The organism is Mesorhizobium sp. RSR565B (genome assembly GCF_054719465.1).
In genome coordinates, this window is sequence record NZ_JBTTIE010000001.1 from 947,181 (window position 1) to 973,956 (window position 26,776).

19 protein-coding genes are annotated in these 26,776 nt (G+C 66.0%); 18 read left to right on the plus strand and 1 reads right to left on the minus strand.

The window, feature by feature from the left end; translation table 11 throughout:
• Positions 1 to 26: 26 nt before the first annotated feature.
• The 5 genes from ACYG9R_RS04700 to ACYG9R_RS04720 are packed head-to-tail and all read left to right on the plus strand — an operon-like array spanning position 27 to position 7,457.
• Positions 27 to 1,430 (plus strand): SWIM zinc finger family protein, encoded by a 1,404-nt coding sequence (locus tag ACYG9R_RS04700; RefSeq protein ID WP_023823508.1) that lies wholly within the window; start codon positions 27 to 29, stop codon positions 1,428 to 1,430.
• Positions 1,427 to 2,863, plus strand: coding sequence for a DUF5691 domain-containing protein (locus tag ACYG9R_RS04705; protein ID WP_023823509.1), 1,437 nt, complete (start codon positions 1,427 to 1,429; stop codon positions 2,861 to 2,863). Before ACYG9R_RS04700 ends, ACYG9R_RS04705 begins: the two co-directional genes overlap by 4 nt.
• Before the next feature lie 19 nt (positions 2,864 to 2,882).
• Entirely contained in the window at positions 2,883 to 3,962 is a 1,080-nt protein-coding gene (locus tag ACYG9R_RS04710; RefSeq protein ID WP_023823510.1) for an ATP-binding protein, read from the plus strand.
• A 4-nt stretch (positions 3,963 to 3,966) separates the two neighbouring features.
• Positions 3,967 to 6,219, plus strand: a complete 2,253-nt coding sequence (locus ACYG9R_RS04715; RefSeq protein WP_023823511.1) for a DUF5682 family protein — start codon at positions 3,967 to 3,969, stop codon at positions 6,217 to 6,219.
• Between the two features lie 2 nt (positions 6,220 to 6,221).
• Positions 6,222 to 7,457, plus strand: coding sequence for a VWA domain-containing protein (locus ACYG9R_RS04720; RefSeq protein ID WP_023823512.1), 1,236 nt, complete (start codon positions 6,222 to 6,224; stop codon positions 7,455 to 7,457).
• Here ACYG9R_RS04720 and tssH read toward each other — a convergent pair whose 3' ends face one another.
• Entirely contained in the window at positions 7,458 to 10,262 is a 2,805-nt protein-coding gene (tssH, locus tag ACYG9R_RS04725; RefSeq protein ID WP_023823513.1) for a type VI secretion system ATPase TssH, read from the minus strand.
• Positions 10,263 to 10,586: 324 nt separating this feature from the next.
• Here tssH and tssA point away from each other — a divergent pair, with 324 nt between their 5' ends.
• The 13 genes from tssA to tagF all read left to right on the plus strand — a co-directional run bounded on the left by tssA (position 10,587) and on the right by tagF (position 26,768).
• Positions 10,587 to 11,765: a type VI secretion system protein TssA gene (gene tssA, locus ACYG9R_RS04730; protein ID WP_023701537.1), complete on the plus strand. Its 1,179-nt coding sequence runs from the start codon at positions 10,587 to 10,589 to the stop codon at positions 11,763 to 11,765.
• A gap of 6 nt (positions 11,766 to 11,771) precedes the next feature.
• Entirely contained in the window at positions 11,772 to 12,308 is a 537-nt protein-coding gene (gene tssB, locus ACYG9R_RS04735) for a type VI secretion system contractile sheath small subunit (protein WP_023673718.1), read from the plus strand.
• A gap of 3 nt (positions 12,309 to 12,311) precedes the next feature.
• Positions 12,312 to 13,817, plus strand: a complete 1,506-nt coding sequence (gene tssC, locus ACYG9R_RS04740) for a type VI secretion system contractile sheath large subunit (protein WP_023682611.1) — start codon at positions 12,312 to 12,314, stop codon at positions 13,815 to 13,817.
• 52 nt (positions 13,818 to 13,869) lie between these two features.
• Positions 13,870 to 14,319 (plus strand): Hcp family type VI secretion system effector, encoded by a 450-nt coding sequence (locus ACYG9R_RS04745; RefSeq protein WP_023673716.1) that lies wholly within the window; start codon positions 13,870 to 13,872, stop codon positions 14,317 to 14,319.
• On the plus strand, positions 14,306 to 15,061 hold the full coding sequence (gene tssE, locus ACYG9R_RS04750; protein WP_023687033.1) for a type VI secretion system baseplate subunit TssE: 756 nt from the start codon (positions 14,306 to 14,308) through the stop codon (positions 15,059 to 15,061). Before ACYG9R_RS04745 ends, tssE begins: the two co-directional genes overlap by 14 nt.
• 3 nt (positions 15,062 to 15,064) lie before the next feature.
• A complete protein-coding gene (gene tssF, locus ACYG9R_RS04755) occupies positions 15,065 to 16,939 on the plus strand; it encodes a type VI secretion system baseplate subunit TssF (RefSeq protein ID WP_023732193.1) in 1,875 nt (624 codons plus the stop codon).
• Positions 16,903 to 17,946, plus strand: a complete 1,044-nt coding sequence (tssG, locus tag ACYG9R_RS04760; RefSeq protein ID WP_023673712.1) for a type VI secretion system baseplate subunit TssG — start codon at positions 16,903 to 16,905, stop codon at positions 17,944 to 17,946. The genes tssF and tssG overlap by 37 nt, the downstream gene beginning before the upstream one ends.
• On the plus strand, positions 17,943 to 19,427 hold the full coding sequence (gene tagH / locus ACYG9R_RS04765; RefSeq protein ID WP_023673711.1) for a type VI secretion system-associated FHA domain protein TagH: 1,485 nt from the start codon (positions 17,943 to 17,945) through the stop codon (positions 19,425 to 19,427). Before tssG ends, tagH begins: the two co-directional genes overlap by 4 nt.
• Before the next feature lie 3 nt (positions 19,428 to 19,430).
• Entirely contained in the window at positions 19,431 to 19,883 is a 453-nt protein-coding gene (tssJ, locus tag ACYG9R_RS04770) for a type VI secretion system lipoprotein TssJ (protein WP_023673710.1), read from the plus strand.
• A gap of 158 nt (positions 19,884 to 20,041) precedes the next feature.
• Entirely contained in the window at positions 20,042 to 21,376 is a 1,335-nt protein-coding gene (gene tssK / locus ACYG9R_RS04775) for a type VI secretion system baseplate subunit TssK (RefSeq protein WP_023823514.1), read from the plus strand.
• Positions 21,377 to 21,380: 4 nt separating this feature from the next.
• Positions 21,381 to 22,706 carry a type IVB secretion system protein IcmH/DotU gene (icmH, locus tag ACYG9R_RS04780; RefSeq protein WP_023823515.1) on the plus strand — a complete coding sequence of 442 codons (1,326 nt, stop codon included), beginning with the start codon at positions 21,381 to 21,383 and terminating at the stop codon, positions 22,704 to 22,706.
• Between the two features lies 1 nt (position 22,707).
• Positions 22,708 to 26,244 (plus strand): type VI secretion system membrane subunit TssM, encoded by a 3,537-nt coding sequence (tssM, locus tag ACYG9R_RS04785; RefSeq protein ID WP_023823516.1) that lies wholly within the window; start codon positions 22,708 to 22,710, stop codon positions 26,242 to 26,244.
• The gene (gene tagF, locus ACYG9R_RS04790) at positions 26,226 to 26,768 is read left to right on the plus strand and encodes a type VI secretion system-associated protein TagF (protein ID WP_023726336.1); all 543 of its coding nucleotides are present in this window, start codon (positions 26,226 to 26,228) and stop codon (positions 26,766 to 26,768) included. The genes tssM and tagF overlap by 19 nt, the downstream gene beginning before the upstream one ends.
• Positions 26,769 to 26,776: the final 8 nt, after the last annotated feature.

Genomic DNA, 26,776 nt, shown 5'->3' on the forward strand with positions numbered 1-26,776 from the left:
TGATTTGGGGTGACGAGAGGCGCGGCTTGGAATTCGAACTGAAAACCATCGAGGCGCTGGCCCCCGATCAGGCGTCGCTAAGCGCCGCCTCGAAGCTCACCAAGCGCTCGAACTGGCCGCGGCTGGAGAAGAACGAGCAGCAGGCGCTGATCTGGGGCGAATGCCAGGGCTCGGGATCCAACCCCTATCGCACCGTCGTCGACACCGGCGACCACGGCTACAAATGCACCTGCCCGTCGCGAAAATTTCCCTGCAAGCACACGCTGGCGCTGATGTGGATCGCCGCCACGGCGCCGGCCAGCTTCACATCAGCCGAAACAACGCCGGAATGGGTCAATGACTGGCTTGGCCGGCGCAGGAAGACTGCGCCCCCGCCGGTCGACGCAAAGGCTGGCAGGGGCGCGTCTGGCAAGAGCATTGGCGAGGCCTCGCAGGCGGAGGAAAGCACCGTCGATGACGCCGCCGCGACGGAGCGCCGCGAGACGGCGCAGCGCAAGCGGGCGGAAGATACGCGCACCGCGGTGGCAGGCGCGCTGGACGAACTCGACCAGTGGATTGCCGACCAGCTGCGGCTCGGCCTTTCCGCCTTTGCCGACGCCAGCAGCGAGCGCTGCCGCCGCATTGCCGCGCGGCTTGTCGACATGAAGGCGACGGCGCTTGCCGGACGCATCGACGAAATCCCGGCCCGGCTAATGGCGCTGCGCAGCGAGGAACGGCCGGACGCGGCGATCCGCGAACTCGGCAAGCTGGTGCTGCTGGCCAAAGCCTGGCGCTCGGCGCCCGACGATCCCGAGCTGAAGCGACTGGTGTCGGCGTCCGAAACCCGCGACCAGGTTCTGTCCAGTCCCGACGCGAATCAGGTCGACAGCCATTGGGAGGTCGTCGGCGAGAAGATCGAGACCCGCCGCGACGGTCTCGTCAGCCATTCGACCTGGCTGCTCGATCTGAAAAGCCCGACGCCGCAGTTTGCGCTGCTGCTCGATTTCTTTCCGGCTTCGGCCGGCCGCCGCTCGGCGGCGTTCACGCCCGGTGACCGGTTCCACGCCCGCCTGGTATTCTACCCGTCGCGCCAGCCACTGCGGGCCTTGGTGGCGGAGCGCAAGGGCGACGTCGTGTCGGGCGCCTGGCCGGATTTCGGCCCCGACGCTGTCAAGGACCGGCTCGCGGCGCATGCGGCGCACCAGGACGCAGCGCCCTGGTCGACCGATAGCCCGCTGATGCTGCCTGCCGGCGCGATCCTGCTCGATGAGCGCGGCACCGCCTGGTGGCAAGCGGCGCACGACCCGCAAGGGATCGCCCTGCCTGTTAGCGGGACCGTCGATCAGACCGTGCTTGGCCTCGACCTCGCGGCCACGGCAGCGCTTTGGAACGGCGCGCGGCTCGATCTGCTGGCCGCGCAAAGCGGCTTCGGGAGGCTCGATCTGTCATGAACGAGCTCGAACTAACCGGCCTGGCGACGATGCGCGACTGCTGGATCACCGGCGGAACCGCGTTCGATCTGGCGCCAACCGCATGGAAGGAGATCGCGGATAGCGCAAGCCCAGACGAACGGGAGCGACGTCTGCTGGCGATCGCGGCGCAGGCGCTCGATGTCGGCCTGCGGCCGTCGGCGCCGAAGACGCTGAAGCGGCGCCCGCCGCTGCCGAGGCTTGGCCTGCCGCTGCTGCCGGAGCGGTTGCGGCCGCTGTTGCGGGCGGCCCTGAAGAACGCCGCCGATGCGCAGCGCAAGTCGCGTGTCGCGACGCTCGTCGCCAGCCGCGGCTACGTGCTGCATCCGATGGACTGGATGCCGTCGGCATCAGACCAGAACAGCCCTGACATCTATGCGCCGTGGATCGACTGGCAGGCCAGCGTCGAGGGGCTGAAGATTGCCCCGCAGGAGCAGCTGACGGCGCAGAACTGGGATGACTTTTACCCCGCCGCGCGCCGTATCGCGTTGGCCGAGATGCGCCGTCGCGATCCGGCCACGGCCCGCAGCCTGATGGAAGCCAAGGCGACGGGCGAGCCGGCTGAAGTCCGGCTGGCGCTCATCGAACTCATGCATTTCAACCTGACGCCCACGGACGCGCCATTCCTGAAAAGCCTGGCCACCGACCGCTCCGGCAAGGTGCGGGAGCTGGCGGGCCGGCTGCTGGCAAGGCTGGGCGAGCATGGCCGGCCGGGCAACGACGGAGCCGACGACCCCGTTGCCGAACTCGCCGCCTTCATCACAGAAGGCAAATCCGGCTTGATCCGCCGCCGCACCACCTACACGCCGGCAAAGCTCAAATCGCCGGCGCAGGAAAAGCGCCGCGCCGAATTGTTCGAGACCTGCAACCTGGTCGACCTCGCTTCCCGATTTGGGGTCAGCGAACCCGATTTCATTGCAGCCTGGCAATTCGGTGCCGACAAAAATGCGGACATCCAGATCTCACGAATGGTCGCAGCGTCGGGCAGCGACGCTGCCGTAACGCAGATGGCCGACACACTAGTCGCCGGGGGAGGCAAGCCGGCACTATTCGTGCTGCACCTGACACCGCGCCTGGATAGCCGCAGGAAGCGTGTCCTTGTCAGACTGATCCTGAAAGATACGCCGCAGTATATTGGCGCGCTCACCCTTGCCGAGGGCTTCGAAGCCAACTGGCTGGAATGGCCCGACCTGACGAACGGCCAGGGCTTGGCGGCATTGCGTTCGGCTGTCGCCGGCGATGATGACGCTATGAAGCGAACCGCCGACGACCTGCTGGAAACGATGGGCTTTCTGGCCACTGCGGCGACAGCGGAAAAATTGATCGAGCATGTCGTTGCGGCTGGCATGCCGCCGGCGGCAGCCTCGCTCCCTTTCCTGCGCCTCAACGCGGCCCTGACGGGAACCAACACATGACAATCCGGAGAACAGCACCATGAACGCAGCCATCCGCCTCCCTGTCGAGCAGGCCTATGCCGCTGAACTGCAGGCGCTGGCGCGCAATGACGAACGCCAGAAGCCGGCCGGATGGAGCCTGTCGCCGAAGGCCGTGCTGACCTATCTGCTCGGCGGCAAGGCAAGCGACGGCACCGTGATATCGCCGAAATATGTTGGCCGCCGCCGGCTGATGGAAACCGCGGTGGCGACACTCGCTACCGACCGCGCGCTGCTGTTGCTCGGCGTTCCCGGCACCGCTAAGTCCTGGGTGTCGGAACATCTCGCCGCCGCCATCATGGGCAACTCGACGCTAATCGTGCAGTGCACGGCCGGCACCGACGAGAACCAGGTCCGCTACGGCTGGAACTATGCGCAGCTTTTGGCCAAAGGGCCGAGCCAGGAGGCGCTGGTGCCGACGCCGCTCTACCGCGCCATGGAGAGCGGCAAGCTATGCCGCCTGGAAGAGTTGACGCGCATGGGCTCCGATATACAGGATACGCTGATCACCGTGCTGTCGGAAAAGATGATGCCGATCCCGGAACTCAACACGTCGCTGTATGCCCAGCGCGGCTTCAACATCATCGCCACCACAAACAACCGCGACAAGGGCGTCAACGAGCTGTCCTCGGCGCTGAAACGCCGCTTCAATGTGGTGGTGCTGCCGCTGCCCGAGGACATGGCGGAAGAGGTGGCGATCGTCTCCAAGCGGGTCGACGAGATGGCCGGCGGGCTCGACCTGCCGGTGCCGAAAAATGTCGGCGAGGAGATCGCTCGCGTGTTGACCATTTTCCGCGAGCTGCGCTCGGGCGCAACCGCCGACGGCAAGGTGACGCTAAAGACGCCTTCGGGTTCGCTCTCGACCGCCGAGGCGATCGCCACCATGGTCGGCGGCCTCAGCCAGGCGGCGTGGTTCGACAGCGGCAAGCTCGGCGCCGAAGGCCTCGCCGCCAGCCTTGTCGGCGCCATCGTCAAGGACCCGGTGCAGGACAAGGTGGTGCTGGAGGAATATCTCGAAACGGTGCTCAAGAAGCGGCCGGACTATGCCGGCTATTACGCGGCGCTGAACGCAGCGATCTGAGGTCATGAGCGACGTCGCCTATTTCGGCATCCGCCATCACGGGCCGGGCTCCGCCGACAGCCTGGTGCAGGCGCTGCGGGACTTGCAGCCGGTCGCGGTGCTGATCGAAGGGCCGAGCGACGCGTCCGCCCTGCTGCCATTGCTGGCGCGCCCGCAGATGCAGCCGCCGGTGGCGCTGCTCTGCTACCCCGAGGACGATCCGGCCGCGACAAGTTTCTGGCCGTTCGCCGAGTTCTCGCCGGAATACCAGGCGGCGGTGTGGGCGGTGGAGAACAAGGCGGCATTGCGGTTCATCGACCTGCCGTCATCGGCACGGTTCGCGGCACCGGCAACCGACGACACCGACAAAACGGCTGACGCCGACAAGCCCGAACCCAAGGACGAAACCGGTGAGGATGGCGAGCCCGCATCGCATCGCGACCCGATCGGCACGCTGGCTGCGGCCGCCGGCTATGAAGATGGCGAAAGCTGGTGGGCCGACATTATCGAGCAGAATCCGCAGCCGGGTCCAATCTTCGCTGCCATCACCGATGCGATGACGACGCTGCGCGACGGCGAAGGTGCGATCGCGCCGTTCGAGGCCAAGCGTGAAGCGCATATGCGATTGGAAATCGCCGCCGCGCGCAAGGAATTCGCCGGACCGATCGCCGTCGTCTGCGGCGCATGGCATGTGCCGGCCCTGCAGGCCGCGCACACGCAGAAGAACGACCAGGCGCTGATCAAGGGAATTGCCCGGCGCAAAAGCATCATGACATGGGCGCCATGGACCGGGCCGCGTCTTGCGCTGGGCTATGGTTATGGCGCTGGCGTCGTCGCGCCCGGCTGGTGCAAACATCTGTGGCGCACACGAGGGCGGCGCGACGCCGCGACGCTGTGGCTGGCGACGATCGCGGCGGTGCTGCGGGCGAAGGGCCATCTGGTGTCGACCGCGTCGCTGATCGAGGCCGAGCGGCTTGCGCGCACACTGGCTGCCATTCGCGAGCGGCCGAAGCCCGGCTTCGAGGAATTGCGCGATGCCGCGATCGCGGCGCTGTTCAACGGCGAAGCGGTGCTGTGGGCGCTGGTCGAGGCCGAGCTGCTTTTGGGCGCGGATGTCGGCGAGATTCCGCCCGACACGCCGCTGGCGCCGCTGATCGAGGACCTGCAGCGCAACCAGAAGGCGGCGCGGCTGAAGCCGGAGGCGCTGGAACGCGAGCTGTCGGTCGATCTGCGCAGCGAAAGCGGACTGTTTCGTTCGACATTGCTGCACCGGCTGAACGTGCTTGGCGTGCAATGGGGCAGGCTGGCCGACGCCGGCCGCAGCCGCGGCACCTTTCGCGAAAAATGGACGCTGGCCTGGGAGCCGGAATATGCCGTGCGCCTGGTCGAGAACCTGATCTACGGCCCGACTATCGAAAAGGCCGCCAATGGCCGCCTGATCCAGATGCTCGGTGCGGCCGCGAGCCTCGACACGCTTGCCGCCCTTGTCCAGAGCGCCATTACGGCGGATCTGTCGGAGGCCGCGAGCGCCGGCCTTGTAGCGTTGGAGGCGCGCGCAGCGCACAGCAGCGAATGCCTGGAGATGCTGGCCTCGGTGCCGCCGCTTGCCGACATCATCCGTTACGGCGAGGCGCGCAAGACCGAAACCAACCGGCTGTGCGGTTTGTTGGAACGGTTGATCGTCGAGGGCGCGATCGCGCTGCCCTATGCGGTGCGCGACCTGGACGAGCAGGCCGCCACCACGCTGGTCGGTGCTGTGCGCAAGGCCGACACGGCGATCCGGCTGGTCGAGCCCGGCGAAGGCGTGCTCGATGCCTGGCGCAACGGCCTGACCGGCGTGCTGGAAGGTCCGCGCTCGACGGCGCTGCTCGCCGGCTGCGCCGCGCATCTGCTCTATGAAGCCGGCCAACTGTCGGCAGAGGACGCCGCCGGGCTGCTCGGACGCAGGCTGTCGCCGGGGACGCCGGTCGCCCAGGCAGCGGGGTTCTTCGAAGGTTTCTTCAGCACTGCCGGCCAGCGGCTGATCTATGACGAGGGCCTGCGCGGCGCCGTCGATGGGTGGCTGAAATCGCTCGACGAGGACGCTTTCATCGCGCATCTGCCATTGCTGCGCCGCGTCTTCTCCAATCTGGACTCGATGGAGCGGCGGCGGTTGATCGAGGCCGTGCTCGGCCGCACCGCAAGGTTGCCGGCCGGCCTGACGCCGGCGCCGGATGGCGGCGAGGGCTGGCGCCGTCACCTGGAGCGGCTTGGGCCATTGCTGGCGGGCGGAGTGTGACAATGGATGACGAAGCCGAAGTGCCCGAACCCGGCCCGGCATCCTCCGATAGCGGGCGCGAGCGCCGCTGGCGGCTGGCGATCGGCGCCGATGACGAGGCTTCCTCCGCCCTTTCCAGTGATGACAAAAAACTGTCTTCGGCGCTCGATGCGCTTTACGGCGACGGCGCCAATGCCGATGCCGACCCGCGCAAGCGGCGCGGCGGGCTCGGCCGCTCGGCGCCACGCGTGGCGCAATGGATGGGCGATATCCGCTCCTTCTTTCCCGCCCAGGTGGTCCAGATCGTCCAGAAGGATGCCTTTGAGCGGCTGAACCTGAAGCAGATGCTGATGGAGCCGGAATTCCTCAAGGCGATCGAGGCCGACGTCAACCTCGTCGCCGACCTGATCTCGCTGCGTTCGGTGATGCCGGCCAAGACCAAGGACATCGCCCGCACCATCATCGCCGACATCGTTGCCAAGCTGATGCAGCGGCTGGAGCAGAAGACCGCCGAGGCGATCCGTGGCGCGCTCGACAAGTCGCGACGCACCAACCGGCCGCGCCAACGCGACATCGACTGGCCGCGCACCATCTCGGCCAATCTTCGCCACTACCAGCCTGGGCACAAAACCGTCGTGCCGGAAAAACTGGTCGGCTTCATGCGCAAGCAACGCCGGCTGGTCGATCTCGACGAAGTGGTGCTGTGCGTCGACCAGTCCGGCTCGATGGCGAGCTCGGTGATCTACGCCTCGATTTTCGCCGCGGTGATGGCGTCGCTGCCGGTCGTGCGCACCAAGCTGGTCTGTTTCGACACGGCCATCGTCGACCTGACCGAAGAGCTCAGCGACCCGGTCGAGGTGCTGTTTGGCGTGCAGCTCGGCGGCGGCACCGACATCAACCAGGCGGTCGCCTATTGCGCCGACCGCATCGAGCGGCCGACCAAATCCCACTTCGTGCTGATCACCGACCTCTATGAGGGCGGCAACGGCCAGGACTTGCTGCGGCGGCTTGCGGCGCTGGTCCGGTCCGGCGTCAATGTCATCGTGCTGTTGGCGCTGACCGATCAGGGCCGGCCGGGCTATGATCCGGCGATGTCGGCTTCGGTCGCGGCACTTGGCATACCGGTCTTCGCCTGCACGCCGGACCTGTTTCCCGACATGATGGCGGCGGCGTTGCGGCGCGAGGATATCGGCGCCTGGGCAGCCGGCGCCGACATCAAGCTGATCCGCGCCGAGACGGAGCCGAGCAGTCAGGCCTGACTACTCGAACGAATAGGCAAACCCGTCAGTGGAAGCGCTGACGGTCACCTTGGTCATCTTCTCGCCGTCGAGCGACCGGTTCAGCACGCCGCGGCTGAGTTCCGGCAACAGCGTGTTGGTGAGGATGGCGTCGATCATGCGGCCACCGGACTCGATTTCGGTGCAGCGCGCCTTGACCAGCGCCATGACGCCGTCGCCGATCACCAGTTCGGCGTCGTGGCTGGCGCGCAGCCGCCGCGCGATCTTGCCGAACTGATGGCGCGTGATGGCCTCGATCATCGAATCCGAGAGCGGATAGTAAGGGATGGTCACGACGCGGCCGAGGAACGCTGCCGGAAAGACTTTCAGCAGTGGAGCGCGCAAGGCTGCATCGAGGCCGTCGAGCCCCGCCCTCACCGTGCCGTTTTGCGTCCGCTCCATGATGACTTCGGACCCGACATTCGATGTCAGCAGGATCAGCGTGTTCTTGAAGTCGATGCGCCTACCCTCGCTGTCATCCATCATGCCCTTGTCGAAGACCTGGAAAAAGATCTCGTGGACGTCGGGATGGGCCTTCTCGACCTCGTCGAGCAGGATCACCGAATAGGGTTTTCGGCGCACGGCCTCGGTGAGAATGCCACCCTTGCCGTAGCCGACATAGCCGGGCGGTGCGCCCTTGAGCGTCGAGACGGTGTGCGCCTCCTGGAATTCGGACATGTTGATCGAGATCAGGTTCTGCTCGCCGCCATAGAGCGTCTCGGCCAGCGCCAGGGCCGTCTCGGTCTTGCCGACTCCCGAGGGGCCGCAGAGCAGGAACACGCCGACCGGCTTTTCCGGCGCTCCGAGCCCGGCGCGGCTGGTCTGCACGCGCTTGGCAATCATCTCCATGGCGTGATCCTGGCCGACGACACGTTCGGACAGCGTGGTGGCCAGCTTGAGCGCCTTTTCGGTCTGGCTGGACAGCATCCGTCCCGTCGGGATGCCGGTCCAGTCCTGGACCACGGCAGCGACCGCATTGCGGTCGACCGACGGCAGGATCAGCGGCGTCTCGCCTTGCGCGGTGGCAAGCTCGGCCATGAGTTCACGCAGCCGCGCCAGATCGGCGACAGGATCTGACGGCGCAGCTTCGGCAGCCGGCGCTTCGGTCTCGAACGCTTTGGCCTTCGGCGTTTCAGGCTCGGACGTTTCGGCCTTGGGCGGTTCAGCCTTGGGCACCTTGGTCTTTTCTTCGTCCGGCGCTGCTGGTTCGGCATCGGTCTCGGCTGTCGCCACCGCATCGAGCGGCACGCCGTCGCCGCGCAGCCGCGCGCGCAGTTCGAGGATCTCGGCAACCAGCGCCTTTTCGCGCTCCCAGCGCTCCTCGGCGGCGGCGAGCATGGTCCCGGCCTCAGTGAGCCCGGCCTCGACCCGCGCCTGCCGGTCAGTTACTTCGATGCCGATCGCGGCCTCGCGGCCGATGATGCCGCTTTCGACTTCCAACGCCTGGCGGCGCCGCAAAATGTCCTCGACCTCGGCCGGCGTCGCATGCTGCGAGATCGCGACCCTGGCGCAAGCGGTGTCGAGCAGGCTGACCGCCTTGTCGGGCAATTGCCGCGCCGGGATGTAGCGATGCGACAGGCCGACCGCCGCCTCGATCGCCTCGTCCAGAATCTGCACCTCGTGATGCTGTTCGAGCACGCCGGCGACACCGCGCAGCATGAGCACGGCGACCGCTTCCGACGGCTCGTCGATCTTGACCACCTGGAAACGGCGGGTCAGCGCCGGGTCCTTTTCGATGTGCTGCTTGTACTCGGCCCAGGTCGTTGCCGCGATGGTGCGCAGTTCGCCGCGCGCCAGCGCCGGCTTCAAGAGATTGGCGGCATCGCCGGTTCCCGCCGCACCGCCGGCGCCGATCAGCGTGTGTGCCTCGTCGATGAACAGGATGACCGGCGTTTCGGATGACTGAACTTCGTCGATGACCGCCTTCAGGCGCTTTTCGAACTCGCCTTTGACGCTGGCGCCGGCCTGCATCAGGCCGATGTCGAGCATGCGTACGCTGATACCCTGGAGTGGCGGCGGCACGTCGCCCTGGGCGATGCGCAGGGCAAAGCCCTCGACCACCGCAGTCTTGCCGACGCCGGCCTCGCCGGTCAGGATCGGGTTGTTCTGCCGGCGCCGCATCAGGATATCGATGATCTGCCGGATTTCCGGATCGCGGCCGACGACCGGATCGATCTTGCCGTCATGGGCGCGCTGGGTCAGGTCGGTGGCGTATTTGGCGAGGGCCGAATCCCCGCCCGGAACCCGCCGCGGCGCCTCGGCAGTGGGAGCCGCGGCGGCAGTGGCGCCGGCTTCGAGCGAGCCCTCCACCACCTCGGCAAAGCGGGCGATGACCGCGTCGGCGTCGATCTTGTCGAATTCGCCGCTGATCTTCGACACCAGGCCTTCCAGCACCGGCGTCTTCAGGCAGGCGAGCACGATATAGGCGCTGCGGACCTCCTCCATGCGGAATTCCAGCGTCGCCAGGTTCCAGGCTTCCTGGATGGCGTGGAAGATGTGGTCGGAAAACTCCTCGATCGAGGTGGCGCCGTAGGGCAGCTTGTCGACGGCGCGGGTCATGTCGCTGGTAAGCCGGCTGGCATCCAGCCCGGCATCGGCAAGGATCATCTGCACATCCGAGCGCTCGGACAGCACCAGCTGCTCGATGAAATGGACGAGTTCGACGTAAGGATTGCCGCGCAGCTTGGCGCTGTCGGCGGCGGCCTTGAAGGCGCGCAGGCAGACCGGATTGAGCTTGCCAACCAGTTCCTTGCGTTTGAAACCCTGCGACGACCGGCGCTGTTCCATCGAACGTGCTCCTGCAATCTGCCCGTCGACAGCCTGCCACATAAGCAGCCGCTTGACAAAGCGCTTGATGCAGCCGGCCTTTTCCCTTTGTGGAGAGTCCCGCGCCGCCAAATGCAGACAACCACGATTTTTTCTAATCCTATGCGATGCGCTTCACATACGAGGTTGGCCAAGCACGCCATGAATTGCGCCATCCGAGACGCAGTTGCACCGACATTCATTAGCGCTCGTTAACTTTTGAGCGGATGGCGAATTGTGGGAATATGCAACCGTGTGCTAACGTTGGGTCACGTACGGTTTTAGAGCCGGTCGCCGGGGGTATCTGTGATCGATCTCGCACTCTGGCTTGCTCCGCTGGACGGTGAAAATCCGTCAGGCGAAGACTTGCGCAACGATCCGGCTTTTCATGAGCTGGAGCGGCTCACGGAGCCGCAGGTCAAGGTCGTCCATGACGGGCGCAACAAGCCAGCCGCGCAATCGACCATTCCGGTCGACTGGCCTGCCGTGCTCGGCAAGGCCGAGGAGTTGCGTTCGCATGGCCGCGACCTGCGCCTGCTTGTCATTGTCGCCCGGGCGCTGGCCAATGAAGAGGGATTGGCCGGACTGGCACAGGGCCTGACCCTGATTGCAAGGACCTTCGAGACGCATTGGGAGACGATGCACCCGGCGCTGCGGGCCAGCCCCCAACCACGCGAGGCCGCCCTGCGCCGCCTCAACGCGCTGGCCGACCTGCAGAACGGCCAGGAAGGCCTGCTGGCGAACCTCAGGCAGATGGTCTTCTTCGCGCCGCGTCCCATCGGGCCGATCAGTGGACGCGATCTCGAACAGGGTGCGCTCGACGATCGCGTCATGCTTCAGGAAGCGGCGTCGGGATTGAATGCCACGGAGAAGGCAGCGCTGGTCAGCGCGCACGGACAGCTCCTGAACCGGGTGGGCAGCGGTTGTGCCGCCTATCAGGACCATGCCGGTGAACAGATGACGGCGCTCATCGCCGGGGCGCACGCAGCGATCGAGGCGCTCGACGCAGTCGATGCGGCGCTGAATGCCCGCCTCGACAGCAACGGGGCTGCCGTCCCGGACCTGAAGCGGTTTTTGCAGCGCGTGCTGACGACGCTGGAACGCAATACGGCGGTCGAGACCACGGAAGAGGCAGCGACGAAGGGGGCGGCCAGCCCGGCTGCTCCCCCGGCAAGCCCGGCCGCGCCGGTCAGAAACGGTCATGGAGCCGAGACGATGGCAAGCTACGCGGAGACCGGTGCGGGGCTCCCGGACAGGATTTCCTCGCGCGACGATGTGGTGAAGTGCCTCGACCTTGTGGTCGCGTTCTACGACCGCACTGAGCCGTCGAGTCCGATCCCGCATCTCGCCCGCCGGGTGCGCAGGATGGTGCACATGGATTTCGTTGAACTGATGGAAGACCTCGCCCCGTCGGGGCTCAAGGAATTCCGGCTGCTCGCCGGCGTTCCCGACGCCAAGAAGACTGCCCAGAAGGATGAAAGGTAGCAACACATGCCAGCCGAAAGCAAAGCGAAGGTCATCGAGCGAAATCGCGCCCCGCGCGTGCAGATCGCCTACGATGTCGAAACCTACGGCAGCCCGACGACGATCGAACTGCCGTTCGTCATGGGCGTGATGGCCGACCTGTCGGGCGCATCGCAGACCAGGGAAGCGTCCAAGACGGTGCTCGACCGTTCCTTTGTCGAGACCGATGCCAACCGCTTCCCCAAATTCATGGAAGCGCTGGGGCCCAGGGTCAAGGCGCGGGTGAAGAACACGCTGCCGCAGGCCGAGGGACAGGAGCGCGACGAAGAACTGGCGCTCGACCTGACCTTCACCAAGATGGGCGATTTCGCCCCCGACAAGATCGCCGAACAGGTCCCGCAACTGGCCGAAATCCTGAAGATGCGGCGCCAGCTCGAGGAGCTGCTCGGCTTCATGGACGGCCGCGTCGATGCCGAAAAGCGCATCGCCCAATTGCTGAACAACCAGCCGCTGCTTGGCCAGATCGCCGCCCAGGCGCTGTCCGACGACAAGGGTGAGGAATAGATCATGGCCGAACAGCAAAAGACCGCAGCATCCGTCGCCGAGGCCGAGGCCGTCGATCTCGGCGAATTCAGCCAGCTCTTGGAGAAGGACTTCAAGGTCAAGAAGGACGACAGCGAGAAGCTGCAGCAGCTGGTTCGCAACCTGGCTCTGGCGGCGCAGTCGCGCTCCGAGACGACGACGATTTCGTCCAACTCGATCAAGTCGATCAAGTCGTTGATCGCCGGCATCGACAAGATGCTGACGACCCAGGTCAACGAAATCCTGCACGCGCCGGAAGTGCGGCAGATGGAAGGCACCTGGCGCGGCCTCTGGTACCTCATCAACAACACCGAGACGGATCAGAAGCTGAAGATCCGGGTGATGAACATTTCCAAGGAGCAGCTGGCCGATACGCTCGAAGACTATGAAGGCCAGATGTGGGACCAGAGCCCGATCTTCAAGAAAGTCTACACCGACGAGTATTCGATGCTCGGCGGCGAACCGATCGGCTGCGTCATCGGCGCCTACGAGTTCTCCAACCACCCGCGCGACGTCGGCCTGTTGCGCAACATCTCCGGCATCTGCGCCTCGGCGCACACGCCGTTCATCGCCGCCGCCTCGCCACGGCTGTTCCGCATGGACAGCTGGCAGGAACTGCCCAACCCGCAGGACCTGCAGCAGATCGTCTCCAACCCGGCCTACGCCTCGTGGCAATCGCTGCGCGAGAGCGAGGATGCGCGCTATATCGGGCTGACCATGCCGCGCGTGCTGGCGCGGCTGCCCTACGGCTCGGAGACAGTCCCGGTCAAGGGCTTCTCCTTCGAGGAGGAAGTGCAGGGCGATCACAACAAATATGTCTGGATGAACGCTGCCTTCCCGATGGGCGTCAACATCAACCGCAGCCACAAGCTCTATGGCTGGGGCACCCAGATCCGCGGCGTCGAAAATGGCGGCACTGTGCTTAACCTGCCGGTGCACTCCTTCCCGACCGATGACGGCTCGATCGCGATGAAATGCCCGACGGAAGTCGCCATCGACGACCGGCGCGAGGCGGAACTGGCCAAGCTCGGGCTGATGCCGATCCTGCACCGCAAGAACACCGATCTCGCGGCCTTTATCGGCGCCCATTCGCTGCAGGATGACGAGACGCGGGCGGGCCGCCTGGTCGACCCCGACGCCCAGTCCAACGAGCGGCTCTCCGCCAACCTGCCCTATCTGTTCCCGGTCTCGCGCTTCGCCCACTACCTCAAGGCGATTGCGCGCGACAAGGTCGGCTCGTTCAAGGAACGCACCGACATGCAGATCTGGTTGACCGAATGGATCAACCGGTACGTGCTGGCCAACCCGGCCTTCGCCGACGACAAGGCGCGCGCCAAGCGTCCGCTTGCCGCCGCCGAGGTGCAGGTCGACAGCGTGGAGGGCCGGCCGGGCTACTACAACGCCCGCTTCTATCTGCGCCCGCACTACCAGCTGGAGGGCATCAACGCCTCGCTTAGGCTGGTGTCGGAATTGCCGTCCGTGAAGACCTGATTGCAGCAACCAAACCTTTGTTTGAAAGCGGTGGAGAACGAAAATGCCCACAATGAAGATCGACGGTTTTCTGAAAGTTCCGGATATCAAGGGGCCCAGCACACGCGACGGCCATGACGACGAGATCGAAATCCATGGCGTCGATTACAAGATGGTCGCGCCCTACGACCCCAATTCCCTCTCGCGCCGAGGCCGCGTGTCGATGGGCATGATCAAGTTCACCAAGCACTATGACAAGGCCTCACCCTATCTGGCCAAGGCCCTGTTCGAAAACAAGGCGCTGGACGAGGTCAAATTCTCCGCGCGGCGGACCATCGACGGCGAGAGCAAGGACTATCTGGTCGTTACCCTGACCGACGCCTCGATCATGGAATACGACATGTCGCAGGCCGATGATGAAGCCGACCTGATCCAGGAGGAAGTCTCCTTCGCCTACAAGAAGATCAAGTTCGTCTATGACGACAATGACGAAGCCGAAATGGATGTCTATGTCGGCAAGTGACGGGCGAGCAAAGCGCCCTGCCGCCGACAAGGTACAGGCGGGCGGTTCACGGGCCAAGCGCGAGGCGGTACAGCCTTCGCTGTGGGACCGCCTCGTCAACGACCTGCCGGGCCTGAGCTCGGAGATAGACGGGCTCAGGCAGGCTCTGCAGGAGGAGCTTGGCGCAGAGCGCCTGGACGAGCTGCTGGCAGACGGACCGAGGCGCATCGACGCCGATGACGCATTGAACCCCGATCAGAAGCGCCGGCTGCACCGGCTGGCGTTTCAGAACCGGCACCGTGGCGAGCTTGAAAGCCGAGGCATCGTGGTGTCGCCCGATGTGCTGCGCGAGGCCGTGCGGCGCGACATCGAGGCGCTGTTCAACACCGAGCGTTTCGAATCCGCGCCGCTGCTATCCGATCTCGAGGCCGAGCAGATGACCGACAGTCCGACATCGCTGGCCGACTTTCCGGAGGTGCGCCGCAGCGTTGTCAATTATGGCGTGCCGTCCTTCTCCGGCCGGTCGTCGCGCGACTTCGATCGCGATGTTCTGGCACGCGAGATCCGCGCCGTGCTCGCCGCATTCGAGCCGCGGCTGAAGGAGAGCGCGACGAAAGTCACGGTCAACCTCGGCGACAAGACCGGCCTGAAGATCGAGATCGACGCCGTGCTGATCATGACGCCGACGCCCGAGCGCATGCGCCTGCGCACGACGATCAATCTCGACAACGGACTGGCGCGCACCGAGTTCAGGGAAGCCTGAGAGATGGACCGGGTCTTCGTAGAATATTACGAGGAGGAACTGTCCCACATACGCGGGCTGGCGGCGGAGTTCGCCGACATGCATCCGGCGGTTGCCCGCAATTTGTCGCTGGATACGGTGCCGTGTCCCGACCCCTATGTCGAGCGGCTGCTCGACGGCGTCGCCTTCCTCGCCGCGCGCACGCGCCTGAAGGTGGATGCCGAGCGCTCGCGGTTTTCGCGCAGCATCCTCGACGTGCTTTATCCCGATCTCGTCACGCCGGCGCCGGCAACCGCCATGGTGGTGCTGAAGCCCGGCCAGCAGGTGCAGACAATGCTTGCCGGCCACGTCGTCAAGCGCGGCACGCGGCTGGTCTCCAGCCTGCAGGCCGGCCTGTCGACACGCTGCACCTTCACCACCGCGCAGGACATGACGCTGTTTCCGATCGCGATCAGTTCGGTCGGCTATTTCCAGGACCGCAGCGCGCTTGCCGCCGCCGGCATCGGCCCGATCGCCGGCAAGGCCGGCGAAGCGGCACTTCGCATCACGCTGGCGCGGACCGGCAAAGGCAAGCTCGACGAACTGGCGCTCGACCGGCTCGACTTCTATTTCGCCAACCGCACCAAGGCGCCGCTGATCTTCGACGCCATCTTCGGAGTCTGCTCTGGTGTCGGCGCTCGACCGGAAGGCAAGACCAATCCATTGTCGCCGCTACCGCCGCCGGAGATGGTCGGCATTGCCGATGCCGAGGCGCTGATGCCGCGCACGCGGCCGACCTTCGAAGGCTACCGCCTGCTGCGCGAATATTTCATGATGCCCGAGCGCTTCCATTATGGGCGCGTCACCGGCTTGCTGCCGGTCGTGCGCAAATGCCAGGCCGGGCTCGAAATCATCTTCCTGTTCCGGCGTCCGGTGCCCGAACTCGCCGATCTGACGCCGGCGGATTTCGATCTCTTCGCCACCCCGATCATCAATCTCTTCGAGCGCGAGTGCAACATCGTCGAGCTCGACCAGCGCAAGACGCGCCAGGTGCTGCATGCCGACCGCACGCGGGCGCGCGACTTTGAAATCTACCGCGTCATCCGCGTCGAAGACGCCGATGCCGAGGGACCCGACGCGGAGATACCGGAACTCTTCAGCCTTGGGCAAAATCGCGGCAGCGGCTGGGTCTATTCGACGGAGCGGCGGCCGCGCCGGCCGACCGAGGACGAGCGGCGCCAGGGCGTGACGCGGACCTCCTATGCCGGCGACGACGTCTTCCTGGCGGTTTCGCGCCCAGTCAACAGTCAGGCCAACCGGCCGCTCAAGCGCGTCGATATCATGGCGCTTTGCACCAATCGCGACCTGGCCATCCTCGACGACACGCCGACCCTGACGCTGGAAGCCGGCGACCCTGTGGAGACGGTCCGGCTGCTCGGCGCATTGCGTTCGCCGCAGCCGGCGATCCCGGCAGCGCTGCCGACCGGCGCCGACGGCGAGTCGCGCGCCGACGACCTGGCCTGGCGGCTGGTGTCACAGCTGGCGCTCAACTTCCTCAGCCTGGCCAAGGAAGGCCGCGGCGTCGATCCGCTGCACGCGCTGCTCGATCTCTATGCCGAGCGCGGCGACCCCGGGCTCGCCCGCAATGTGCGCTCGATCGTGCGCATCGACTCGCGCGCGGTGATCGAAAGGCTGGCGATCGAAGGGCCGATGTGCTTCGGCCGCGGCACGGAAGTGACGCTGCATGTCGACCAGTCGGTGCTGGCGGGACAGAGCACTCTGCTGCTGTCGGGCCTGCTGTCGCGGCTGTTTGCCCGCCATGCCGGCATTAACGGGTTCGTGCGCACGCGCACGCGGTTGCTCCAGAAACAGGAGGATGTGCCATGGCCGATGACGCCCGGCAATCGCTACCTGATCTAGAGCGAGCCGCAACCCTGTCCGAGAGTTTCGACTTTTTCGAACTGCTGCGCCGGCTCGAACGGCAAGGCGGCCTGTTCGGCCATTCCGGCCGGCCGGACCGCGAGCCGGCAAGGCTCGGCCAGAATGTGCGGCTGTCCTTCGCAGTGCAGGACGTGGTGGATTTCCGCGAGCCGACGGACAAGTCGCCGGCACGCGTCACGGTCAACAATCTCGGCCTGCTCGGACCCGAAGGGCCGATGCCACTGCATCTGACGCGCTGGGTGCTCGATCGCCTGTCGCAACGCTGGTATGCCGGCGCCGAGGCGCGGCAGACGAGCGACACGACCTTCGTCGATTTTGTCAATATCCTGCAGCACAGGATGATCGCGCTCTACTATCGGGCCTGGGCGGATGCGCATCCGGCCGTGCAGGTCGAACGCGGTGTCGGCGGCCGCGTCCGTTCCATGCTGGAAGCGATGGCCGGCATCGGGCTGCCGGGCACGCAGGATGCCGAACTCGATACAGTAAAACTTCGCCAGGCCGCCTCGCTCGCTGCCCAAGTCGACGGCCCCGAGCGACTGACGCTGTTCCTGGCCGAAGCCTTCAAAGTGCCGGTGGTGCTGAAGGAGTTCGTCGCGGCCTGGATGACCATCCCCAAGGCGCTGCAGACGCGGCTTGCCGGCAGCTATGCCACGCTCGGCCGCAGCGCCACCATCGGCCCGCGCAGCTTCAGCCGGCAGAGCCGCATCGAGCTGCGCATCGGCGCGCTCAGCTATATCGATTACAAGGCCTTCCTGCCGGGCGGTGAGCGGCTGAAGCTGTTGAAGCAGGCGGTGCGCGACCTGATCGGCGAGACCATCGATGTCGATCTCAGGATCGTGCTTGCGGCAAAGGCAGTGCCGCCGGCGAAGCTCGGCACCGTCCAGCTTGCCCGCACCACCTGGCTGGCGCGACCGGTCGAAAAGGGGGACGCCGACGACATGCGGTTGCGGACCATCGTCGGCTGGCGGGAAGAGGTGGCGGCATGAGCCTGCTTCTGATTCTCGAACAGGGACCACGCGCGCAAGTCACGCGGCAGGCGCGGCTGGACGAGGGCGAGCTGGTAATCGGCCGCAGCGCCGACGCCGACTGGCAGATCAACGATCCCGACATGTTCGTCTCGCGCGCCCACTGCAAGATCACCAGCAAGCAGGGCGGCTATTTCGTCACCGATACCTCCAGCAGCGGGTTGTTCATCGACGATGCCGCCAGCCCGCTCGGCGCGGGAAATACCGCGCGCCTGCAAAGCGGCATGCGACTGCGACTGGGCGACTATGTGGTGTGGGTCGATTTGCAGACGGCGAAGACCGAGGCGCCGGCCTCCAGGCCTTCAGCGCCTGCCAGTAAGCCGGCGGCGTCGCGGGCGCCGGTCAGCCTCGGCGGCGACGATTTCTTTTCGTCCACCACGGAAGAAGAGCCGGGACGGCCACGCCCTGCCAACCTGCCCGATCCATTCGAAAAGCCGGTGCCCGGCGCATTCGCGCGTGCGCGGTCCGATGAACGCAGCTCGCAGGCGTTCGACGATCCGTTCAGCCTCGACCCTGTGGCAACGCCGGTGGCCGAGCCCACTGACAGAAACGGCGCCAAGCCATCGTTCGACGATCCCTTCGGCCTCGACTCCGCGCCGCGGTCGAGAGAGCCGAGCAGATCCAATCCTGAGAAGCTGCCGGCCTACGATGACGGGTTTGGTTTCGGCCCTGCCGGGTCCACCAGCCTCGACGCCGGCGTGACGGATGGCGGTGCAACCGATGCGCCCTCGCCTGCCCCCTCTGCAGCGCCCTGGGATCTGCCAGTCCGCGCGGTCGAGCCATCGCCACCGCAGCCACCGCCTCCCCCGTCTCCACCGCCACCACGCGCTCCTGTCCGCCAATCCGCGGCGCGGCCGTCAGCCGGACCGTCGGACGCGGAATTGCGCGCCGCTTTCCTGCGCGGCATGGGCATGGACGAGGCCGATTTTCCCGGCGGCGATCCGGTGGCCGACATGGAAAAATTCGGCCGCGAGTACCGGCTGATGATGGAAGGGCTGATGCAGCTTTTGCGCAAGCGCGCCGAAGAGAAGGGCAACGCTCGCGTCGCTCAAACGGTGGTTGGCGCATCCGAAGTCAACCCGCTCAAATTCCTGCCCTCGGTCGACGATGCGCTGGTAACCATCCTGGCCGAGCGCAGCCCCGGTTTCCTCGGCGCCGAGGCGGCGATCAAGGACGCGGTGCGCGATCTGGCGCAGCATCACGTTCGCGCCTGGCGCGGCGTGCAAGGCGCGCTCAAGCGCATGATCGACCGCTTCGATCCGGCGGCGATCGAGCAGGAACTGAAGTCGAGTTCGGCGATCGGCAATCTGCTGACCGGCGGGCGCGGAGCCAAGCTCTGGGAGTTGTACCAGAAACGCCACCGTGAAATCGCTCACAGCGCCGAGACGCGTTTTCTGGGCGAGATCGGCGCTGATTTTCGTGATGCATATGAGGAGGACTGAGACATGATCGACAGACGCGAATTTATCCTTGCCATCGGGGCGACGGGACTGCTGACGGCTTGCCAGAGCGGCCCGCCGAAACCATCCGTCATCACAGTGAATCTTGCCGGCGGCGCCGGCATGAACCCGGGACCGGGCGGCGGCGACAGGCCGGTGACGGTGATGATCTTGCGCCTGAAGAGCACCGGCGCCTTCAACTCGGCCGACTATTTCGCCCTGCAGGGCGGTGCCGGCGCGGCACTTGGCGGCGATCTCATCGGCTCCGACACGGTTTCCGTCGGACCCGGCAAGACCGCATCGAAGACCATCACGGTCGAGCCAGAAGTGGCAGCACTCGGCTTCGTCGCGCTGATCAGGGAACCCGGCGGACGCAACTGGCGCACGACCAAATCGGTTTCGCCGGGATCGAAGTTCACGGTCAATGTGAAGCTCGGCAGCGGCGGGATTTCCGCCTAAAGCGCGTCGCGTTTGAACGGATTCAGGCGACGCGCTTTAGATCTTTATTTTTATGCATGTCGTTCTCTCAAAACCGTGACCACTTTTGAGCGACATGCATGGGCGGCAAAAGTCCGCAAGCCGCGCAACATGATGAGCAGGAAGCAGAGAGTGCCGGCATGAGCGATGCAAACAGGGTGCTGTGGTCGGAGGGACTGTTCCTCCGCACCCAGCATTTCCAGCAACAGGACCGCTTCTTCGAAGCGACGGTGCGCGGCGCCTTGCAGGCCGGGCATCTGCATACGTTCGGCTTTCGAACGCTGACGCTCGATCAGGCACAGCTCGATGCCGGCCAGATCTCGGTGCTCTCGGCACGCGGCATCTTTCCAGACGGGACGCCGTTCGCGATCCCCGAGACGATGGATGCGCCGCGGCCGCTGGCGGTGACGCCGGAGATGGGCGCTGGACCGGTGCTGATAGCGCTGCCGCTCGAACCGCCAGGCGGCGTCGGCTTCGACCCCGCTCACGCCGAGCCGTCCGGCGCGCGCTATCGCGGCCGGATCGTCTCGGTGCGCGACGCCGTGCATGGCGGCTCCGACCCCGAGGAAATCGAGATTGCGCGGCCGCAGGCGCTGTTGCTGACGCCGGGCACGGCCGTCGGCGGTTACACCGCGCTGCCGGTGGCCGAACTCAAGGGCGTGCGCGCCGATGGCGGCGTGGCCTTGGACGACACCTTCCTGCCGCCGACCTTGGTCATCGGCGCGGCGTCCTGGTACAGCCGCCTGCTGCAGGAAGTGGTCACCGGCGTCGACCAGATCGCCGAGGCGCATGGCAAGATGGTGCTGGGCGGCCCCGGGCGCAGCGTCGAGGATCTTCTGATCCTGAACCTGGTCAACGCCGCGCGGCCGCGGCTGGCGCACATGCTGGCGCAGGACGTGTTCCATCCGGCCGAGGTCTACATGGAACTTGCCGGCCTTGCCGGCTCGATGGCGACCTACGGCTCGAGCGCAAGGCGGCTCGGCGAACTGCCCGTCTATGACCACATGGCACCGGGCCCCGCCTATTCGGCGCTGGCCGACGCGCTGCGTTCGCTGATCCTCAGCCTGCGCTACATCGAGCCGAAATCGCGCGCGCTGCCGGTCATGCGCCATGCCACCAATGTGTGGAAGATCCGCATCGACAACCCGAAACTTCTGGTGGCGAGCCGCATCGTGGTGCGGATCGGCTCCGAACTGTCGGAGGATGCCTTGCGCAAGATTTTCGTCAACCAGGCGACCGTCGGCTCGGCCAGCGAATTCGAAGGGCTGTGGAAATCACGCCTGCCCGGCATTCCGCTAAAGCCACTGCATTCGCAGCCGCGCGAAATTCCCTATGACGGCGACCGGCTGTGCCTCGAACTCGACCAGAAAAGCGAGCACTGGGCTTCGCTTCTCGAAGCGCCCGGTTTTGTGATCGGCGTTTCGGGCGTGCTGCCCAGCGAACCGCAGGTCGACTGCTACTCGGTCAACAGGTGAGATGATGAGCAGGGACGATCCATTCGGACTGTCCGAGGATCGGGAGCGGACGCGCATTCGGCTGAGCGGAGCGCCAACGCCGCGCGCCATGCCGCTGCCGGCGTCGGGCGTCACCGCGAAGCGCTCCGCGCGCGCGCATCCGAACGTGCTCGTCAATGCGTTCTCGCCGCTGCTGGAGTTTGCACCCGAACTGGAAAACGCGCAGCCGCCGGAGAACCCGGAAGCCCTGCGCACCAGGCTGCTGGAGGAACTCGTGCGCTGCCGCGACGCCACGATGGTGCAGGGCTCCTCGCTCGAGCGAGCCGACCAGGCGGCATGGCTGGTGGCTGCGTTGCTCGACGATCTGGCGCTGAATACGCCGTGGGGCGGAGCCAGCGCATGGCCACGCCAGCCGCTGGTGGTGATGCTGCGCGGCGACGTCGATGCCGGCGCGCAGTTCTTCGCCCGGCTCGAAGAGCTTGAACGCCATCCCAATCGCGACCGCGAAATGCTGGAGTTGCAATATCATTGCATGGCGCTCGGCTTCCGCGGCAAATATCGCGTGCCTGGCCGCTCCGGCGACCGTTCGCTCAATGCGGTGCGGGTGGCCGCGGCGCGTTTCCTGCGCGACAGCGACGCCGAAGGCGCACCGCTTTCGCCCAACTGGAAAGGCGTGATCGCCTCCGACGAACCGCAGCGCTTCATCGTGCCGATCTGGGTGATGGTTGCGGCGGCGGCGGTGATCGCGACAGCCATCCATATCGGCCTGTCGATGAGCCTGAGCAGCCAGGCGGTCGAGCTTTCGGCGCTGGTGCGCGCACTGCCGCCGCCGACGCGTACGGATGTCACCCGCGCTTCGCCGAAGGTCGACGCGCCGCCGCCGGTGGCGGTCGATTTCGCGCTGCTGCCGGAATTCCAGGCGGCGGCGCCGGATGAGCTCAAGAGAGCGCTGAGCGGCACGGAGAGCGTGTCGCTGGCGCGGCTGGTCATCCAGGCCTCCAATCCCGAACTCTTCCAGTCGTCGCGAGCACAGCTGACAGACGGCTTCGATCCGCTCATCGCCTCGGTCGCCAAGGTGATCCTCGAGAATCAGGAGTTGATCGGCGATATCACCGTGGTCGGCCACACCGACGGCGTTCCCTTGCAAAAGACCAACCCACTGTCCACCAACCAGCGGCTGTCTGAAGCCCGCGCCGCGGAAATTGCCGATATCCTAGTTCAGAACGGCGTGCCTAAGGAGCGCGTGCGCTCCGAAGGCCGGGCCGCCACCGATCCGGTGGCCGACGACGGCACACGCGAAGGGCGGGCCTTGAACCGCCGCGTCGAAGTGCTGGTCGAAAAGAGGCTGTGACATGTTCATCCTGCGCTTCCTCTGGGCGGTCCTGACTTCGCGTTTCCTGTGGACGCTGATCGGCCTGGCGCTGCTGTCGCTGATCATCTGGGTATTCGGCCCGATCGTACGGGTCGGCGACTATGTGCCGATGGCGTCGGAGACGGTGCGCATCGTCATCATCGCTCTTCTGGTGATCTTCTGGCTGATCTGGCTGATCGTCGCGCAGCGCCGCGCAATCCGCGCCAACCGCATGTTCGTCGCCGAGATTTCCGCCCCGGTCGAGGAAAAGCGGCTCAGCCCGGGCGAGGAAAACGTCGCCGCGGTCGGCGCCAAGTTCCAGGACGTCATGGTCGAGTTGAAGCGCCGCAAGCTCGGCGGCCGCAAGTTCCTGCGCGAGATGCCGTGGTATGTGATCGTCGGCCCCCCGGCGACCGGCAAGACGACGGCCTTGCGCCAATCCGGCCTCAACTTTCCGATCGACCTGACCGACGATCTGCAGGGCATCGGCGGTACCCGCAACTGCGACTGGTTCTTCTCCGAAAACGCAGTGATGATCGACACCGCCGGGCGCTATGTCCAGCAGGAAAGCCAGCCCGATGTCGACGCCGTGGAATGGCTGGGTTTCCTCGATCTGTTGAAGAAGCATCGTGGCCGTCGTGCGCTGAACGGCGTCATCGTTGCGCTTGGGATCGACGCGCTGTCCGAGGGCGACGAAGCCGTCAAGGCGCATGGCCGCAAGATCCGCAGGCGCCTGGCCGAGCTCGAAGAGCGGCTGGAAATCCGCCTGCCAGTCTATCTGATGCTGACCAAGGCCGATCTGATCAGAGGCTTCGAGGCTTTCTTCGGCGGCCTGTCGACGGCGGCGCGCGAACAGGTATGGGGGACGACCTTCCCGCTCGATGCACGCGTCGACGCCAAGATGATCGCGGGCGAAATCACGACGCTGTCGAGGGAGCTGGAAAAGCGGCTGGTGCCGCGGCTGGAGGATGAGGACAAGCTGGCCGAACGGGCCGAGATCTTCCGCTTTCCCGCACAGCTGCAAAGCCTGTCCGAGCCGATCCAGGTGCTGGTCGAGGCGATGTTCGGCGAGAGCCGCTACGAGGAGGCAGCCTGGCTGCGCGGCCTCTATCTCACCTCGGCGACCCAGGAAGGCGCGCCGATCGACCGGCTGACCGCGGCGCTCGCCTCCTCCTTCGGCCTGCCGGCACGACGCACGATGCCAACGCAGCGCTTCGAGAAGCGCAGCTTCTTCCTCAAGAACCTTTTGACCGAGGTGATCTTCAAGGAGGCCGGGCTCGGCACCTTCGATCCGCTGGCGCAGCGCCGCCGCAGCTGGATCTGGCGCGGTGCCGCCGCTGCCAGCGCGGCTGCGGCCATACTCGCCGGCGGCCTGTTCACCTGGTCCTACTACGACAATCGCAACGCCATCGCCGCGCAAGCCGGCCAGTTCGAAGCACTGCAGGCGCCGCTGACGTCGACCGCCGCGACGCCCGCCTCGGTGCTGCAGCCGGCTATGGACGTTGCCCTGACCGCCATGGACGAAGTCGCCAATGCCAGGACTGCGCCTCCCAACAAGGCACAGGACCTGCTCGGACCATCGGCTTCGGCCGAGATGATGCGGGCGCAGACCGACACCTATGACCACGCTCTGCGCAACGTGCTGGAGCCGCGGATGGTGGCGTTGCTCGAAGCGACCATGTGGCGGCAGATCCGCGATCCGGACTTCATGCTGGGGGCGCTCAAGACCTACCGCATGATGACCGGCCTGTCTCAGATGGACTCCGACTTCGTCGAGAATTGGTGGGTGAACGACCTGCCCGAATTCGCGCCGGCCGCGCCCTTCCCGACCGCCGATGCGGAAGAACACCAGTTGGCCGCGATCCGGCGCATGGCGGTCGACGACAGCTACATCGCGCCCGACCAGGCGCTGGTCGCCGAAGCGCTGAAAACGGTCTGCACGATCTCGCTGCCGGCGCGGGCCTACAAGCAATTGCTGGCCGATCCGGCGGTGGCCGGATTGAAGGAATGGATCCCCGCCAATTTCGCCGGGCCGAACGGCGCCAAGGTGTTTTCGCGACGCTCCGACAAGACGCTGCGCGTCGGCATATCAGGCGCCTTCACCTATGACGGCTTCCACGACGCGATCCTCGACCGGGTCGAGGATGTGGCCGCCCAGGCGGCACTCGACCGCGCGGTGTTTGCCGGCGGTTGCTCGGAAAATTCCGAGACCTCGGTGTCGGCGCTGTCGGAAGATATCCTGAAGCTCTACTATGACGATTACATCGCGCAGTGGGACAGTTTTTTGCGCGACATGCGGCTGGCGCCGCTCAGCGACCTCAACATTGCCAGCGAGAATCTGAAAGACCTTTCCAGCGCCGATTCCGCGCTGAAGCGGCTGCTGACGGCGGTGGTCCAGGAGGTCGACCTCACCCGCTCGGACGAGGCGCCGACCGACGACAAGGCGGCGGCGAAGGGCGGCTCGAAACTGCTGGGCAAACTCGGCAAACTGGGCAAGATCGTCAAGACTGGCGCCAAGCTGCTGCCGCGCGCAGGATCGGCCAGCGAAGTCGACCTGACCGGCACGCTGGTGGCCGAACACTTCAAGCCGCTCAAGAGCACGATTGCCGAGGTCGACGGCCAGCCGCCGGCGCTCGATGCCGCGGTCGTTGCGCTGACGGCGCTGTCCAATGTGCTGCAAACGGTGACCGCCAATCCCGACCCGCAGGACGCGATCAAGAAACAGGGCGGGCTGGCCGAACTGACCGGCGCCGTCGCCCGCCAGGCACAGATCCTGCCCGACCCGGTCAACACCTGGCTGAGCGGCATTGCCGGCGACACCAGCGGGTTGACGCAGAAGGCCGTGGCCTCCGAGCTCAACGCCATCTGGCGCGCCGATATCCTGCCCTTCTGCCAGGCCGCGCTCAACGACCGCTATCCGTTCAGCCCAGACAGCGCCGTCGACGTCAATGTGCGCGACTTCGCCCGCCTGTTCGGACCGGCAGGGATGATCGACGGCTTCATCAACGACCATCTGATCAGCTATGTGGACACCTCGGCGCAGCCTTGGAAATGGCGTGCCGATTTCGGCCTCGACCCATCGGCGCTCGCCGCCTTCGAGCAGGCGCGGCGCATCCGCGACGATCTCTTTCCCGGCGGTCAGGGCCCGGTGATGGCGTTCACGCTGGAGCCGACCGACCTGTCGCCCAACGTCACCCGCGTGACGCTCAACCTCGACGGCCAGAACCTGGTCTATTTCAACAATGCGACGCGACCTCAGCCGATGACGTGGCCCGGCAAGGACGGCACCGGCGTCATCTCGCTCGCCTTCCAGCCGATCGACGGCTCGCCCGAAATCATGCTCAACGAGACCGGCAGCTGGGCGTGGCTGAGGATGCTGCGCGGCGGCCGCTTCACCGGGACGTCGCTGTCCGATGTCTACAGCCTGCGGCTGGGGACGAAAGGCATGTACGCCGATTTCAAGCTCAAGGCGGCGAGTGTCGAAAATCCCTACAACCTCCAGATGTTCAAGAAATTCTCATGTCCGCCGCAGATCTGATCCTGCCTGGCTTCTACGGCAAAATGCCCGCCACCGGCGACTTCGTCAGCCGGCGGCTGACGGGCGAGTTCGTGCGGCTTTGGGACCGCTGGCTGGCGCAGCATCTGGTGCCGCTGTTTGGCCAGGACATCTGGCCGCCGGCCACGGCGCTGCGGTTTCTGGCCGGCCCGAACTCCTTCGGCGCGTCGGCGGGCATCATCCTGCAGAGCGCCGACAAGGTGGGCCGGAAATTCCCCTTGAGCGTCGTTGCCCTGCTACCCGAAGCGCCTGTCGCGCTGACGCATGCCGAGGCATGGTTTGCCGGAATCGAGGAGGCCGCCACCGCCGCCCAGCAGGGCGAGCTGACGCCCGAAGAACTGGATGCAGCTTTGACGGCACTGCCGATGCCACAGGCCGAGCCGGGCGAAGAGCTGATCGCCGACATGGTGATGTGGACGGCGCACTCCGACATTTTCGACATCGGTCCGCACGCGCCGCAACCGACGCTGGAGACAATCCTCGCCGGCAGCTGGGAGACCAGCTGATGGGAGCG